The sequence below is a fragment of the Streptomyces sp. NPDC053755 genome, from assembly GCF_040677675.1.
GTDB lineage: Bacteria > Actinomycetota > Actinomycetes > Streptomycetales > Streptomycetaceae > Streptomyces.
In genome coordinates, this window is the sequence record NZ_JBFASK010000011.1 from 1 (window position 1) to 14,770 (window position 14,770).

10 protein-coding genes are annotated in these 14,770 nt (G+C 70.3%); 8 read left to right on the forward strand and 2 right to left on the reverse strand.

Annotated elements, in window-relative coordinates:
- The 4 genes from AB0K65_RS13410 to AB0K65_RS13425 all read left to right on the forward strand — a co-directional run.
- On the forward strand, positions 1 to 5,597 hold a 5,597-nt coding region (locus tag AB0K65_RS13410), incomplete at its 5' end, for an RHS repeat-associated core domain-containing protein (protein ID WP_365715962.1).
- A 10-nt stretch (positions 5,598 to 5,607) separates the two neighbouring features.
- The gene (locus tag AB0K65_RS13415) at positions 5,608 to 5,940 is read left to right on the forward strand and encodes a hypothetical protein (protein WP_365715964.1); all 333 of its coding nucleotides are present in this window, start codon (positions 5,608 to 5,610) and stop codon (positions 5,938 to 5,940) included.
- Between the two features lie 199 nt (positions 5,941 to 6,139).
- Positions 6,140 to 7,474, forward strand: coding sequence for a radical SAM protein (locus AB0K65_RS13420; protein ID WP_365716120.1), 1,335 nt, complete (start codon positions 6,140 to 6,142; stop codon positions 7,472 to 7,474).
- A gap of 1 nt (position 7,475) precedes the next feature.
- Positions 7,476 to 8,045, forward strand: coding sequence for a DinB family protein (locus tag AB0K65_RS13425; protein ID WP_365715965.1), 570 nt, complete (start codon positions 7,476 to 7,478; stop codon positions 8,043 to 8,045).
- Between the two features lie 185 nt (positions 8,046 to 8,230).
- On the opposite strand, the gene AB0K65_RS13430 is transcribed toward AB0K65_RS13425, so the two are convergent.
- Positions 8,231 to 9,157: a ketopantoate reductase family protein gene (locus tag AB0K65_RS13430; protein WP_365715966.1), complete on the reverse strand. Its 927-nt coding sequence runs from the start codon at positions 9,155 to 9,157 to the stop codon at positions 8,231 to 8,233.
- Between the two features lie 331 nt (positions 9,158 to 9,488).
- On the opposite strand from AB0K65_RS13430, the gene AB0K65_RS13435 reads away from it, so the two are divergent.
- From AB0K65_RS13435 to AB0K65_RS13450, 4 genes are all read left to right on the forward strand, one after another.
- Positions 9,489 to 10,982 (forward strand): ROK family protein, encoded by a 1,494-nt coding sequence (locus AB0K65_RS13435; RefSeq protein ID WP_365715967.1) that lies wholly within the window; start codon positions 9,489 to 9,491, stop codon positions 10,980 to 10,982.
- A 110-nt stretch (positions 10,983 to 11,092) separates the two neighbouring features.
- Complete coding sequence (locus AB0K65_RS13440) at positions 11,093 to 12,538, forward strand: ABC transporter permease (RefSeq protein WP_365715968.1); 1,446 nt, start codon at positions 11,093 to 11,095, stop codon at positions 12,536 to 12,538.
- A gap of 35 nt (positions 12,539 to 12,573) precedes the next feature.
- The gene (locus tag AB0K65_RS13445) at positions 12,574 to 13,272 is read left to right on the forward strand and encodes an ABC transporter ATP-binding protein (RefSeq protein ID WP_365715969.1); all 699 of its coding nucleotides are present in this window, start codon (positions 12,574 to 12,576) and stop codon (positions 13,270 to 13,272) included.
- Positions 13,273 to 13,560: 288 nt separating this feature from the next.
- Complete coding sequence (locus AB0K65_RS13450) at positions 13,561 to 14,283, forward strand: CDP-alcohol phosphatidyltransferase family protein (protein WP_365715970.1); 723 nt, start codon at positions 13,561 to 13,563, stop codon at positions 14,281 to 14,283.
- On the opposite strand, the gene AB0K65_RS13455 is transcribed toward AB0K65_RS13450, so the two are convergent.
- Positions 14,264 to 14,737, reverse strand: a complete 474-nt coding sequence (locus tag AB0K65_RS13455) for an adenylyltransferase/cytidyltransferase family protein (RefSeq protein WP_365715971.1) — start codon at positions 14,735 to 14,737, stop codon at positions 14,264 to 14,266. The genes AB0K65_RS13450 and AB0K65_RS13455 overlap by 20 nt on opposite strands.
- Between the last annotated feature and the right edge of the window lie 33 nt (positions 14,738 to 14,770).

The window sequence follows — 14,770 nt, forward strand, 5'->3', positions numbered from 1 at the left end:
AGTACCGCATCTGGTACGACACCCCGGCCGACCTGCGCTGCGCGGCCGTCACGACGACGTACAAGCAGAAGTGCTGGAACGCCGGTCCGACGTTCTGGACGCGTAAGCGCCTGGACAAGATCACCACCTCGGCCCAGCGCCGCACCGACACCACGGCCCGCCAGGTCGTCGACGAGTACAAGCTGAACCAGAGCTTCGCCTCGCTGAAGACCGGCCCGAACACGGCCCTGTGGCTGGAGTCCGTCCAGCGCACCGGTTACGCCCGCAACGGCTCCACCGACGCGAGCGTCACGCTGAACTCGGTGCGTTTCGAGTCCAACGCCGAGGACATGCCCAACCGGGTCAAGGCGTTCAACCCCAGCCGCCCGGGCTTCTCGCGCCTGCGCATCGCCCGTGTGATCAACGAGTACGGCGGCGAGACGGTCGTCACGTACAAGCCGATCGAAGGCCAGTGCGCCACCGGCACGGGTCTGCCGATCAAGACGGACACGGCGGGCCTGAAGGCCAACACCCGCCTGTGCTACCCCACGTACTGGAACCCGGACCCCGAGGTCGAGGACATCGACTGGTTCCACAAGTACGTCGTGGAATCGATCGAGGAACTCCCGAACGTGGCCGGCTCGTACGGCACGAAGACGTTCTACGAGTACAAGAACGCCGGCTGGAAGCTCGCCGAGGCCGAGTTCACCAAGAAGTCCACGCGCACCTACTCCCAGTTCGCCGGCTTCGAGCAGACCACCGTCCTCACCGGCCCCAAGCCGTCCGACGCCGACAGCGGTGAAGGCTCCACGGGCGAGAACACCCCCGGTGTCGACTCCCCGCAGACCAAGGCGGTCACCCGCTTCTACCGAGGCATGGGCGACACCGTCCCCGTCACGGACGTCCACGGCGTCGAGATCGCCAAGGACCGCGAGCCCTTCGCCGGCCGAATAGCCGAAGAGCTCACGTACACCAACGCCACCGACGCGGACACCAACTGGCTCTCCCGCTCGATCACGAAGCTGGAGGCCACCGAACTCGGCAAGCGCGACCGCGAGGACGGCCTGAGCGACCTCAAGGCCTGGCGGGTCACCGAGCCCGAGGAGATCGCCTACACCAAGGCATCCGGCACCAACACCGACGACCCGCGCACCCTGCGTGAGGTCCGCACCAAGACGACCTACGAGCCGACCCACGGTCTGCCCGTCCAGGTCGAGTCATTCGGTGACACGGGCAAGACCGGCGACGAGTCCTGCACCAAGTCGGAGTACCTGCACCAGACCGGCAAGAACATCATCGGCCTGACCAAGCAGGTCTTGAACTCGCCGACGACCTGTGCCGCGGCCGACTTCGCCGATCTGTCGACCCTGAGCGAAGCAGCCCGGACCGCTTACGACGGCGCCGCGTACGGGACCGCTCTCGCGGACACCACGCGTGGGCTGGCAACGGAGTCCTGGACGCTGAAGGGCGACGGCACGGGCTTCCAGTCCAACGGCACCACGGGCTTCGATGCCATCGGCCGTGTGATCCGTCAGACCGATCCCGATCAGCAGACGTCCACGATCACCTTCGACCCGCCCACGGGTCAGGTCTTCAAGATCACCCAATCCAATGTGCTGGGTCACTCGCAGGTCCAGGAGATCGAGCCGGGCCGCGCGACCGCGCTCAGGACGACCGACACCAACGGCCTGGTGAGCGAGGCGAAGTTCGACCCGCTGGGCCGTCTGGCAGAAGCGTGGGCCCCGGGCCGCACGCCAGCGACAGGAGCAGTACCGGACTTCCGGGCCGAGTACACGGTCCCGAAGCCGGAGGTCGACCCGGAGGATGCCGAACGAGAGATTCGACGGCCTCCGTACGTGACTACGTACGCGCGGGGACACGAGGACCGGATAGACACATCCGTCACGCTCTACGACGGCCTCGGCCGGGAGCGCCAGTCGCTGGAGGAAGCGGACAATGACGCCGGCTACCTCGTCACCGACACCCTCTACAACAGCGCCGGCGAGGTCTACCAGACCAACAACGCCTACCTCACGCAGGATGCCAAGCCCGGCGAGCTGTTCACTCCGCTCGCCGACACCGCCATCCCCAATATCACCCGCTACGAGTACGACGGCCTCGGCCGTGTGGTGACCGAGACCCCCTACATGAAGTGGGTGGACCCGAACACCACGGAGGCCATGTCCAAGGCCTACCCGGAGCGGGCCACCCGCTACGAGTACGGCAAGGACTGGTCCAAGGTCATCAACCCGCAGGGCACCTCGTCCTACCGGGTCTACACCGATGCCGAGGGCCGCACATCTCGCGTCGACACCTTCAATCCGGCTGCGCCCAAGGGCTACACCTCGATGTCGTACGAGTACGACGCGCGCGGCCAGATGGCGAAGGCCGCCAACTCCGAGGACCCGACGCACCCGTGGTCGTGGACCTACGATCACCGTGGCCGCGTGCTGACCGCTACGGACCCTGACTCGGGCACCACGCGGTTGGAATACGACCACCGCGGGCGGGTGCTGACCACCGCGAACGCGAGAGGAAAGGTCTGGAACGGTTACGACGAACTGTCCCGGCCGAAGCAGCAGCGCCTCGACGGTTCCGCGGGCACGCTGCTCGCCGAGTACACGTACGACACGGCACCCGGCGGCAAGGGCATGCCCGCCACCGCCACCCGTTACACCGACGGCCTGGCATACACCCAGAAGGTCAACGGGTACACCAAGGACTACCAGCCCACCTCGACCACTCTGTCGCTTCCGCAGTCCGTCGTCGACACCTGGGGCTTCGCCAAGGACTACACCTACGGCTACAGCTATACGGACACGGGTGCTCTGGAAGAGGCTCAGCTTCCGGCCGCCGGCAAGTTCGCGGCCGAGAAGCTGGTCGTCCGCCACAACGAGGACGGCAAGCCGCTCTCGCTCTCCGGCAAGGACTGGTACGGCTCGGAGACGGTCTACTCCCCGTACGGCCAGGTCCTGCGATCCACCCTCGGTGCACAGCCGTACCGGGTCTGGACGCAGAACAGCTTCGACGAGAGCAGCGGCGAACTGCGCGACCAGTCGGTCTACCGCGAACAGAACACCGCGAGCCTGGTGGGCGGGAACCTGGTCTCGAACCGGGCGTACACCTACGACCCTGCTGGCAACGTCACCTCGATCCAGGAGAAGTCCGTCGGGATCGAGGAGCGCCAGTGCTTCGCCTACGACCCGCTGGGTCAGCTGAAGTCCGCCTGGACCTCCAAGGACCCGGCGACGAAGGGCTGCACCACCCCGAAGAACACCGACGGCACGCTTAATGTCGCCGCCGGCGCGGATGGCTCCGGCTACTGGCAGGAGTACGAGTACGACCTCCTCGGCAACCGCACCAAGCTGACCGAGAAGGACCTGACCGGCGCCGCCGCCAAGGACGCCGTCAGCACGTACGCGTACGGCAAGGGTGCCGCCAAGGACCAGCCGCACACGCTGACCAAGGTGACCAAGCAGTACACCACCCCGGCCGGCGCCCAGGTCACGGCCGAGGCACAGCGTCTGTACGAGCTGACCGGTGAGACCAAGTCGATCACCTCGGTCCAGAACGGCGACAAGCAGGAGCTGACCTGGACCCACGACGGCAAGGTCGACCGGATCACCGGTCAGGGCTCGAACGGCAAGACCCCGTACGTGGGTCTCGGCCAGAAGTGCATCGACCTCAAGTCGGGCCTCGCGGCTGCCGGCACCGCCATCCAGCTCTACCAGTGCAACAGCACGGTGGCGCAGGCGTGGCACTTCGACCCGGCGCCGAACCAGGCGGATGCCAACGTCGGCACCCTCGAGGTCTACGACAACTGGTGCGTCCAGCCCGCGGCCACGACCGCAGGCTCGGCGGTCCAGGTGCAGAAGTGCAACGGCACTACCGCGCAGCAGCTCAAGCGCAACGCCTCCGGTCAGCTGACCCACGCCGTTTCCGGTCTGTGCCTCGCGGTGCAGGGCGCGGCGAACGTGAACGCGACGCCGATCGTGCTCGCCACCTGCGATGCCGCCTCCGCGGCCCAGCAGTGGCTGCCGCAGAACGACACCCGTCACATCTACGGCGCTGACGGCAACCGCCTGCTGACCATCCAGGGCAAGCAGGCCACGCTCCACCTGGGCGAGGCCGAGGTGACCGTCCAGCAGGGTGGCATCCTCGTGCGCAGCGAGCGCGTGTATTCCGCGCCCGGTGGATCGGTTCTCCGGTACGCCAACGGCACCGGCGGTGACGCTCTGGTCGCTCTGGCGATGGACCACCAGGGCAGCGTCTACGCGGAGGTGGCGCTCTACAGCGGCCAGCCCGTCCGTGTACGCAAGCAGGACCCGTTCGGTAACCAGCGCGGTGCCGACACGGCGGGTCAGAACATACAGACGCACAAGGGCTTCCTGGGGAAGAACAGGGACGACGCCTCCGGCTTCCAGCCGCTGGGCGCCCGTCTCTACGACCCGGTCGTCGGACGCTTCCTGTCCGCCGACCCCGTGCTCGACCTGAACGACCTGCTGCAGTCCAACGGGTACGCGTACGCGCACAACAACCCGGTGACATTCGACGATCCGACCGGACTGTCGATCGTCCTGACCGCGTCCGAGAAGGCAGCGGCGCTCGCCGGCGCGGGTCTCTCACCCGCGCAGGTGGCGCAGGCGCAGGCCACCATGGGCAAGTCGCTCACCTCGGTGATCCTGTCGGCGGCCTGGGGTGCGCTGAAGGACTTCATCGGGATCAACGACGCCATGGCCTGCTTCGGCGGTGACATGTGGTCATGCGGCAGCCTGATCGTCGGGGCCATCCCGTGGACCAAGCTCGGCAAGATCCCGTCCGTCCTCAAGGCCGTCAGCCGCACGATCGACGCCATCCAGGCGTTCAAGAAGGCGAAAGCTGCCGCCGAAGCCGTCCTCAAGGCCGCCAAGGCAGCCGAAGCGGCAGCTCTGAAGGCCAAGAAGGCCGCCATCGAGAAGGCCAAGAAGGAAGCCGCGCAAAGAGCCAAGAAGAAGGCGGCCGAGCAGGCCAAGAGAACGGCCGACAAAGCGGCTGCCCAGGCCAAGAAGACCGGCAACGCGGTGCAGAAGAAGGCTCAGGCCAAATCCGCACCCAAGTCTTCTTCCGTCAGCCTGAAGAAGAGCTCGGCCAGCGGCAAGAGCTCCGGTGGCGGCGGCGGAAAGTCGGGCGGCTCTTCCCGCGGCAATGGCGGGTCGAGCGGCGGCGGCGGGTCCGGCAAGGCCGACGAAGGCAGTGACAGTGGCGACAGCAGCCGGAAGGTCGTCTACACCGGCGAGCGAGGTGAGGGCAAGGACCTCAAGCGCGACGCCACCGTGGGTGACGACACCTGGCAGTTCAACACCGGCCACGGATACGCCCGTGAGCACACGGGCAAGGACGGAGTCAAGAACGACCCCCGAACCACCGGGCTGACCGCAGACGAGATCGAGCAGGGCATCGTCGACGACGTGTACGGGTACATCGCGAACGGCGGCACGGTTCCGCGGCCCGGTACCCCGAGTTTCAAGAAGCCCTTGGAGAGGGAATTCGACCTGGGTGGGCACACCTTCGGATATCGAGCCACCCACACGCGTGATAACGTCTATCGAGTGGCCACGTTCTGGGTGGTTCCGAAGTGAGGTCTGTGCAGTGAACGAGCTGAACGAGTCGACACGCGACATGATCTCTTCGGTTTACCGTGACAATTCGCCGAAGATTCCCGACGAGATTCGGGACTTCATCGAGAGGATCACGTTCGCCAGTGCTGACGACATCCTGTCGGCAGTGCGGGGCGCACTCGAAGAGGACTGGATGGCCATGCCGGTCTGGGCGCGCAATCTGGCTTACCGCCTGGCATGCCTCCAGAGTCCGGACGACGCCGTATTGCTGCGCGAGGCCGCAGCCGACCTGCTCTGCTTCGGCCCGGACTGGGACGAAGAAGCAGAAGCCCTGCAGGCAAGGGCCACGCAGTTGGAGTCGTGACCTGACGCCATGACCGGAATGCCCGGCCGAGCTTCTCGGCCGGGCATTCCGGTGTTTCCCTTCCATGCCTGCGCCGTACGTCGTTCCCCTCCGGCTCGCCGCGCCTTGGCCCCCGGCCGTGGCGACCCGCCTCCGCGCCCTTTTCCGGCGGGGATACGCTTCGAGGTGATCCTCAACGGAGTCAGGGATGGAGCAGCACATGGAGAGCCTCAGCCGCACCGCGCTGGTCGAGGGACTGATGGCGCGCTTTCCGCACGTGCCGCGGGAAGCCGTCATCAAGGAGGACCTGCTGCGGGGCGGCATGGCCTTCGACGAGTCCGCGCTCAGTGGGACGGCCGACGGGGGATCCGGGGACGTCAAGCCGAAGTCGTACTTCATCTTCTCCTTCGACCACCGCACCCTCCCCGAGCTCGGTGCCGCCGCGCTGAACCGGCCGCCCGAGGAGATCGTCCTCACCGGCGGGCCCTATGACCTGCGCCGGACCGTCGTGTCCGTGCGGGTCAATCCCGACTCGCCCTACGTCGTCCGCGCCGGGGAGGACGGAGCGCTCGGGCTGTACCTCGACGGGACGCGGATCGCGGACGTCGGGCTGCCGCCGATGCCGGAGTACTACCGGCACACGCTGTCGAACGGCAAGTCCGTGATGGAGGTCGCGCCCACCATCCAGTGGGGCTACCTCGTCTATCTGACCGTCTTCCGGGTGTGCCAGTACTTCGGTGCCAAGGAGGAGTGCCAGTTCTGCGACATCAACCACAACTGGCGCCAGCACAAGGCGGCCGGCCGCCCCTACACCGGGGTCAAGCCGGTCGAGGAGGTGCTGGAGGCGCTGGAGATCATCGACCGGTACGACACCGCCGGGACCTCCCGCGCCTACACGCTCACCGGTGGGTCGATCACCTCGCAGGTCGGCGGCCGGGACGAGGCCGACTTCTACGGTCACTACGCCAAGGCGATCGAGGAGCGCTTCCCCGGGCGCTGGATCGGCAAGGTCGTCGCCCAGGCGCTGCCCCGCGACGCCGTCCAGCGCTTCCACGACTACGGGATCCGGATCTACCACCCCAACTTCGAGGTGTGGGACCGCCGGCTCTTCCAGCTGCACTGCCCCGGCAAGGAGCGCTACGTCGGCCGCGACGAGTGGCACCGCCGCATCCTGGACTCCACCGAGATCTTCGGACCGCGCAACGTGATCCCCAACTTCGTCGCCGGCATCGAGATGGCCGAGCCGTTCGGGTTCACCAAGGTCAGCGAGGCGATCGAGTCCACCGCCGAAGGGCTGCGGTTCTTCATGTCGAACGGGGTCGTGCCCCGCTTCACCACCTGGTGCCCCGAACCCACCACACCCCTCGGCAAGGCGAACCCGCTCGGCGCGCCCCTGGATTACCACATCCGTCTCCTGGAGACCTACCGGGCGACGCTGGAGGAGTTCGGACTCAGCTCGCCCCCCGGATACGGCCCAGCCGGTCCCGGCCGCGCGGTGTTCTCCGTCAGCTCGTTCATGGACAGCCTGGAAGGACTGGAAGGGCCGGCCGACTGACATGACGGGTCGGGACGCCTCCCGGATCCCGCGCCGACGGGCCGAGCTGTTCTCCGGTGACGACGCCGACCGGCGTTTCCAGGGCCCCACGACCGGCGACGAGCGGTGCATGCTGATCGACGTCCTCGAGGCCCAGCGCCACACACTGGAGCTGAAGTGCTCCGGCCTCGGTGAGGAACTGGCGCGGCGGTCCGTCGAGCCGTCCACGCTGTCGCTGCTCGGTCTCGTGCGCCACCTCGCCGAGGTGGAACGCCGCTGGTTCCGGCGCGTCCTGGCCGGCCAGGACGCGCCTGCCCTCTTCGTCACCGACGACGACCCCGACGGGGACTTCGACGGAGCGGCGGCCACCCCCTCGGCGGTCGGGGACGCCTGGAAAGCATGGCGCGAGGAGGTGGCGTTCGGCCGGCGGTTCGCCGCCGAGGCGCCCGGCCTCGACGTGGAGGGCGAGGACGCGTGGCGCGGGACGGTCTCCCTGCGCTGGGTGCTCATCCACATGATCGAGGAGTACGCCCGCCACAACGGCCACGCCGATCTGCTGCGCGAACGGATCGACGGAGCCGTCGGCGTGTGAGAAGCGCCGAGCCGTCCTCTTGAGGGCCGCCTGAAAGGGGCCCGGCCTGTCCTGTCGGCCGAGGCCCGGTTCGCCGCGAGGTCGGAGGGGTTCCGTGGTGCGGTTCGACGTCCGGCCCGCGCCGGACGCTCCGCACGACCGCCGGGCCGTCCGCCCCGGCCCGCGGCCAGGGCCTTGCCCGGGGACTAGGGGGCCGCGGTGGCGCGCCGTTGGTGCACGCGCAGGTGGAGGGTGGCCAGGTCCAGCAGCGGGGTCGCCACCGACAGGGCACGGGCCCGGTGCAGCAAGTCGCCGAAGAGGTGCTCGACCTCGGTGGGGCGCCCGGCCGTCAGGTCGCGGTAGAGGGACGGGACCATGGAGGACCCGGCCGCCGTGACGATGTCCAGCGTCGCCCTCCGCTCCCGCTCCGGTACGGGGTGGCCCGCCGCGGCCGCCACCGCCGCCGCCTCAGCGAGGACCGCCGGGCCGAGGTCCGCGCCCCCGGGCTGGGCGTTGACCTCGCCGACCGTTCCGCGCATCAGCGAGGTCACGGCGCCGAAGGTGGTGATGAAGACCCACTTGTGCCACATCGAGGCCGTCACGTCCTCGGACACGAGGACGTCGATGCCCCCCTCGGCGAGCACGGACCTGATCTTCTCCACGCGCGGCGACGGCCGGCCGTCCTGCTCGCCGAGCGTCAGATGGGCGAGGGGCGCCAGGCGGACGACGTCCCCCGCCTCGCTCAGGGTGGTGACCACCTTGGCGACGCCGCCGAGGACCGCGGCGGTGCCGAAGCGGGCGTTGAGGGCGTCGATGTGGGCGAGGCCGTTCAGCAGCGGCACGATCGCCGTGTCGGGGCCGACGGCAGGGGCTATGTCCTCGACGGCCTGCTCCAGGGCCGTGGACTTCACGGACAGCAGGACCAGATCGTAAAGGGTGTTCAGCGCGTCGGCGGTGACGAGCCTGGGCTCCACGGCCCATTCTCCGTCCCTGCCGGTCACGCGCAGCCCGCGCTCGCGCAGGACGGCGGCTCGGTGCGGGCGGACCAGGAACGTGACGTCCTGTCCGGCGCGGGTCAGCAGGGCCCCGAAGTAGCCTCCGGTGGCCCCGGCGCCGACGACCAGGATCTTCATAGGTGTGAGCCTCTCTTGGAGCTGGAGCTGGAGCTGAATTCGGGGCCGGTGCCGGTGCCGGGGCCGTGGCCGGCTCCGGACGCGCACGCGGCGGCGGGCCCGGGCCCCGACCGGTGATGGTGAGCGGTGGGGGCGCAGGGGCAGGAGCAGGTGGTACGGCCGGGACAGGGCCCGGGCACCGGGTCGTCGGCGTCGCACGCCGGACCGGGCTCGGGTAGGGGGACACGCTGCCGACCGTAGCGGAAACGGTTCGCTCATCGAACTCTCCATCGGAAGAGGGAGGAGCGGGGCACGAGGTCGCGCGCAGCGGGGCGGCTAGGCTCGGCGCACGATGAAGAAGACTCCGGCGACCGGGAGCGCGCACCCGGTGGAACCCAAGGCCGACAAGGCGAGCGTGCGCCGGCACAACCTCAGCCTCGTCCTCCGTACCGTCCACGAGGCGGGCGAGACCACCCGTGCCGCCGTCGCGGCTCGCGTCGGCCTGACCAGGGCCGCCGTCTCCTCGCTCGTCGAGCAGCTCATGGAGAACGGCTTGCTGGTCGAGTCGGGCAAGACCTTCAGCGGTCAGGCGGGGCGGCCGGGGACCGTCCTCAAGGCCGCGGACACCGGCCCGGCGGCGCTCGGGGTCGAGATCAACGTCGACTACGTCTCCGTCTGCGTCGTCGACCTGGCGGGCGCCGACCGGGTCCGGATCACCGAGACCGTCGACAACCGCGCGGCCGGACCCGAGGAGGTCCTGCGGCGTGCCGCCCGGATCGCCGCGCGGGCCCTGGAGACCGCGGCGGTACGGCGGTTGCACCCGGTGGGCGTGCGGCTCGCCCTGCCCGGCCTCGTCTCCGCGGGGACCGTCCACCAGGCCCCCAACCTCGGCTGGAACCGGGTGGAGGCCGACCGGCTCTTCGCCGGGGCGCTCGCCGCCGAGCGCCCCGGGCTCCCGCAGCTCGTGGTCGCCTCCGACAACGAGGCGAACGCGGCGGCGCTGGCGGAGCTGTGGTTCGGCGCCCAGGGCCCGGTGCGCAGCTTCGTGCACCTGACGGGCGAGATCGGCGTCGGCGGTGCGATCGTCTTCCGCGGCGAACTGCTGCGCGGTGCGCACGGCTTCGCCGGGGAGATCGGCCACCTGCCCGTGGACGCGGGCGGCCCGATGTGCCGCTGCGGCTCGCGGGGGTGCCTGGAGCAGTACGCCGGTCAGGCGGCGCTGCTGCGGGCGGCGGGCATCACCGACGCGCCCGCCCCCGAACCGCTCTCGCCCGCGTCCGGCGTGCTGCCCCGCGCCGCCGATCCGTCCCGGCCCGCTTCCGAACCGCTCTCGCCCGCGTCCGGCGTGCTGCCCCCCGCCCCCGAACCCCTCTCGCCCGCGTCCGGCGTGCTGCCCCGCGCCGCCGATCCGTCCCGGCCCGCCCCCGGCACTCCCCCCGCCCCCGGGCCACCCGCACCCGCCCCCGGCGCGCCCGCCCCCGGCCCGCCGTCCCCCGCCCCCCTCGCCGCCTCCGGTGTCGACGAGCTGGTCCGGCGGGTCGAGGAGGGCGAGCCCCGTGCCGTGGCCGCCGTCGAGGAGGCCGGGCGGATGCTCGGACTCGCCCTGGCGGGCGCCGTGAACCTGCTCGACCCGGAGGCGGTCGTCCTCGGCGGGATCTACCCCCGCCTGATGGCCCGTCTGGGCCCCGCCGTCGAGGCCGAACTGGAGCGCCGTGTCGTCTCCGGCCTGTGGAAGCCCTCCGCCGGTCGCCTGCGCGCCGCCTCCGCCTCCGCCGACGCGGCCCGGGGCGCGGCCGCAGTCGTCATCCGAGAGGTGCTCGCCGATCCCCTCTCGTACACCGGCTGACGCCCCCTCCACCCGCTCCGCGATACCCGTCCCCACCCCCTGGCGGACTCTCATGTCTTCCTCACGCGCGCCTTATCCGGCCATCACCCCCCGCGCCTAGCTTCGCGCCCATGTTCTTCACCTACCTCCGGCGCGAACTGCGCCGTCGCAGAAAGGCGGCGCTCGTCGTCGCCTCCGGGCTGGCGCTCGGGATCGCGTTGGTCATCGTCGTCAACTCCGTCACCTCCGGGATGAAGCAGGCGCAGACGCGGGTCCTGGAGTCGCTCTACGGGCTCGGCACCGACCTGACGGTCACCAAGGCCCGCGCGGAGCCCGAAGCGGGGGAGGTGCGCCGCCCTCGGTTCCGGTTCGACGCCAAGGAGGACGGTCAGGAGCAGAGCAGCGACCGGCTGATGGTCCAGGGCTTCGAGACCCTGCCCGCCTCCACCGTCGCCACGGTGGCGAAGCAGGACGGCGTCGCCCAGGCCGTGGGCGGACTCAGCCTCACCAACCTCAAGATCGACGGCGAGTTCCAGCGGGGCCGGCTTCAGCAGGCGCTGCCCGCCGAACCCGGCACCCCGGGCGGCGGCGGTGGCGGCGGCCGGGTCGAGGGCGGTGGCGCCGCCTTCGAGGTCGACTCCTTCACCCTCTACGGCACCGACGTCACCACCCCGGACCTCGGCCCCCTGACCACCTCCACCGTCACCGAGGGCCGCACCTTCACGACCACCGAGACCGACGCGAAGGTGGTCGTGCTCGACAGCGCCTATGCCAAGCAGGAGGGCCTGAAGGTCGGCGGGACGCTCGCGGTCAAGGGCGTGACGTTCGAGATCGTCGGCATCGCCACCGCCGACAGCGGCCAGGCCGCCGCGCAGGTCTATCTGCCGCTCACGCGGGCGCAGACCCTGTCCGACTCCAAGGACAAGATCACCACCGTCTATGTGAAGGCCACCGACTCGACGCGGATCGACGCCGTCAAGGAGTCCATCCGGAAGAACGTGTCCGGCACCACGGTCACCACCTCCGCCGATCTCGCCGAGACCGTCTCCGGCTCGCTCGACACCGCCGCCGGCCTCGCCGCCAACGTCGGCCGATGGCTCTCGTACGCCGTGCTGACCGCCGCGGTCCTCGTCGCCGGACTGCTCACCGCCGCGGCGGTCAGCCGCCGGGTGCGCGAGTTCGGCACGCTCAAGGCCCTCGGCTGGAAGAGCGGCCGGGTGACCCGCCAGGTCATGGGCGAAGCCCTGGTCAACGGCCTCATCGGCGGCGCCCTCGGCATCGTCGTGGGGCTCGCGGGCGCGTACGCCGTGTCGGCCGCCGCCCCGACGCTGACCGCCGAACTCGGCTCCGGCGCCCTGACGGGCGGGCCGGGCGGCGGCCGGATGCTCGGCGGCCCCATGGGGAGCGCGGGCGCCCCCGGCACCACGCTCGACATCGCGCTGACCGCCCCGGTCAGCGTGGCCACCGTCGGCCTCGCCGTGGTCCTCGCGGTCGGCGGCGGGCTCGTCGCGGGCGGCTTCGGCGCCTGGCGCGCCTCGCGCCTGCGCCCGGCGGACGCGCTGCGCCGCGTCGAGTGACCCGCATCCCTTCCCGTACCGCAGGAGCAGCCACCATGTACACACTCACAGGCGTCACCAAGCAGTACCGCCGCGGCCAGGAGAGGGTCGACGCCCTCGCCGGCATCGACCTCACCCTCGGCGCGGGGGACCGACTGGTCATCCAGGGACCCACGGGCGGCGGCAAGTCCACGCTGCTGCAGATGCTGGGCGGCCTCGACCGGCCCACCGCGGGCAGCGTCCTGCTCGACGGCACCGATCTGGCCACGCTCTCGGAGAGCCGGCTGACGACCGTCCGCAGCCAGACCATCGGTTTCGTCTTCCAGAGCTTCAACCTCATCCCCACCCTGACCGCGCAGGAGAACGTGGAGACCGCCCTCGTGCCGCTGGGCGTCAGGACCGCCGAACGGCGCTCCCGCGCGGCGGAGGCGCTGGAGTCCGTCGGTCTCGGCGAGCGTCTGGGGCATCTGCCGTCGGAGCTCTCCGGCGGACAGCAGCAGCGCGTCGCGATCGCCCGCGCGCTGGTGAAGCGGCCCAAGGTGCTCCTGGCCGACGAGCCGACGGGCAACCTCGACGAGTCGATGCGGGACGAGATCGTCGAGCTGCTCGAAGGGCTGTGGAAGGAGCACGGCCTGACCTTCGTGATGGTCACCCACGACAGCGCCATCGCCCGTCGGTCCCCGCGCGTGGCGACCCTCCGCAAGGGACGGATCACCCTCAGGGAGAACCGTCACCCGGAGCCGCTCCGCTCCTAGGGCGTGTGTCGAAAGGAGCGCCGTCCGCCCGAAGGGCGGGCCCCACGGCGTCCGGCGCGTGCGATCGCGAGGCGGAGGGTCGCCCTCGTACGGGACGGTCGTGGACGATCCCGACAACGCGGCGAGCGTGCGTGCCAGGCGTCGCGGGGCAGGCGGGACTTTCGGCACACGCCCTAGGATCCACGCTCCCCGGGGGGCGGTCTGTCCCGACCGCCCCGTCGGTGCTGTCATGATGTGGACCATCACATACGAAAGTGTGACCATACGCATCATGACCCGGGGGGGTACGTGGGAACGATCGGTACCGCGCTGACCGAGCTGAGATCAGCCCAGAAGTCCGCGAAGGGGGTCTCCCTCTACTCGCGCTTCGTCAACCGGCCGGTCGGGCGGTACCTCGCGGCAGCGGCGTACGCAGCCCGCCTGACACCCAACCAAGTCACCCTCATCAGCGCGGCCTTCAGCTTCGCCGCGGTCGCGGGGGTGGCTCTGGGGACTCCGTCCTGGACGCTCGGCCTGCTGGTCTGGCTCGGCCTCGCGGTCGGCTTCGCCTTCGACTCCGCGGACGGCCAGCTCGCCCGGCTGCGCGGCGGCGGCAGCGCCGCGGGGGAGTGGCTCGACCACGTCGTCGACAGCGCCAAGATCACCGCGCTGCACGTCGTCGTCCTCATCGCGTTCTATCGCCATGCCGGACATTTCGGAACGACCGACGACGCCTGGCTGCTCGTCCCCCTCGGCTTCCAGCTCGCCGCCGTCGTCACCTTCTTCGGAGGGCTCCTCACCGAGAAGCTCAAGCCCCGCCCGGCGCCCGGGACACCGGCTCCGGCGCCCTCCACCCTCCGCTCGCTCGCGCTGCTCCCCGTCGACCACGGCGTCTTCTGCCTGGTCTTCCTCCTGCTCGGCGCGGGCCCGGCGTTCCGCTGGGCCTACGCCGCGCTCGGCGCCGTGAGCGCGCTGTTCCTCCTCGCCTTCCTGGCGAAGTGGTTCCGCGAACTCAGCGCTGTCCCTCGCTGATCCCCGCCGCCGGCCCGGCCTCCTGCGTCAGGAGGTCGAGCGAGCGCCGCAGCTGCGTGCTCGAGGTGTGGACCGTGTACGGGAAGTAGACGATCTCCACCCCCACGCCCGCGAAGTCCCGCTCGAGCTTCTCCCCCTTGGCGGTCCCCCGCCAGTCGTCGCCCTTGAACAGCACGTCGAACCGGACCTGCTTCCAGGTCTCCAGCTTGTCCGGCACGGTCTCCACGAAAGCCGCGTCGACGTACTTCACGCTGCGCACGATCTCCAGCCGCTCCACGAGCGGAATCATCGGACGGCGGCCCTTGGCCAGCTCCGCCATCTCGTCCGACACCACGCCGGCCACCAGATAGTCGCACTGACTGCGCGCGTGCCGAAGGATATTCAGATGTCCGATATGAAACAGATCGTACGCCCCCGGTGCGTACCCGACCCGATGCGTCCTGCCTGCGGTCATACGAGGAACCCCCCTGGTGCGTTCGCGCTCCCC

Excerpts from the sequence above, each read along its gene's own strand:
- AB0K65_RS13440 (WP_365715968.1), top strand. The coding sequence starts at position 11,093 with ATGTTCTTCACCTACCTCCGGCGCGAACTGCGCCGTCGCAGAAAGGCG.
- AB0K65_RS13435 (WP_365715967.1), top strand. The coding sequence starts at position 9,489 with ATGAAGAAGACTCCGGCGACCGGGAGCGCGCACCCGGTGGAACCCAAG.
- AB0K65_RS13425 (WP_365715965.1), top strand. The coding sequence starts at position 7,476 with ATGACGGGTCGGGACGCCTCCCGGATCCCGCGCCGACGGGCCGAGCTG.
- AB0K65_RS13455 (WP_365715971.1), bottom strand. The coding sequence starts at position 14,737 with ATGACCGCAGGCAGGACGCATCGGGTCGGGTACGCACCGGGGGCGTAC.
- AB0K65_RS13445 (WP_365715969.1), top strand. The coding sequence starts at position 12,574 with ATGTACACACTCACAGGCGTCACCAAGCAGTACCGCCGCGGCCAGGAG.
- AB0K65_RS13420 (WP_365716120.1), top strand. The coding sequence starts at position 6,140 with ATGGAGAGCCTCAGCCGCACCGCGCTGGTCGAGGGACTGATGGCGCGC.
- AB0K65_RS13430 (WP_365715966.1), bottom strand. The coding sequence starts at position 9,157 with ATGAAGATCCTGGTCGTCGGCGCCGGGGCCACCGGAGGCTACTTCGGG.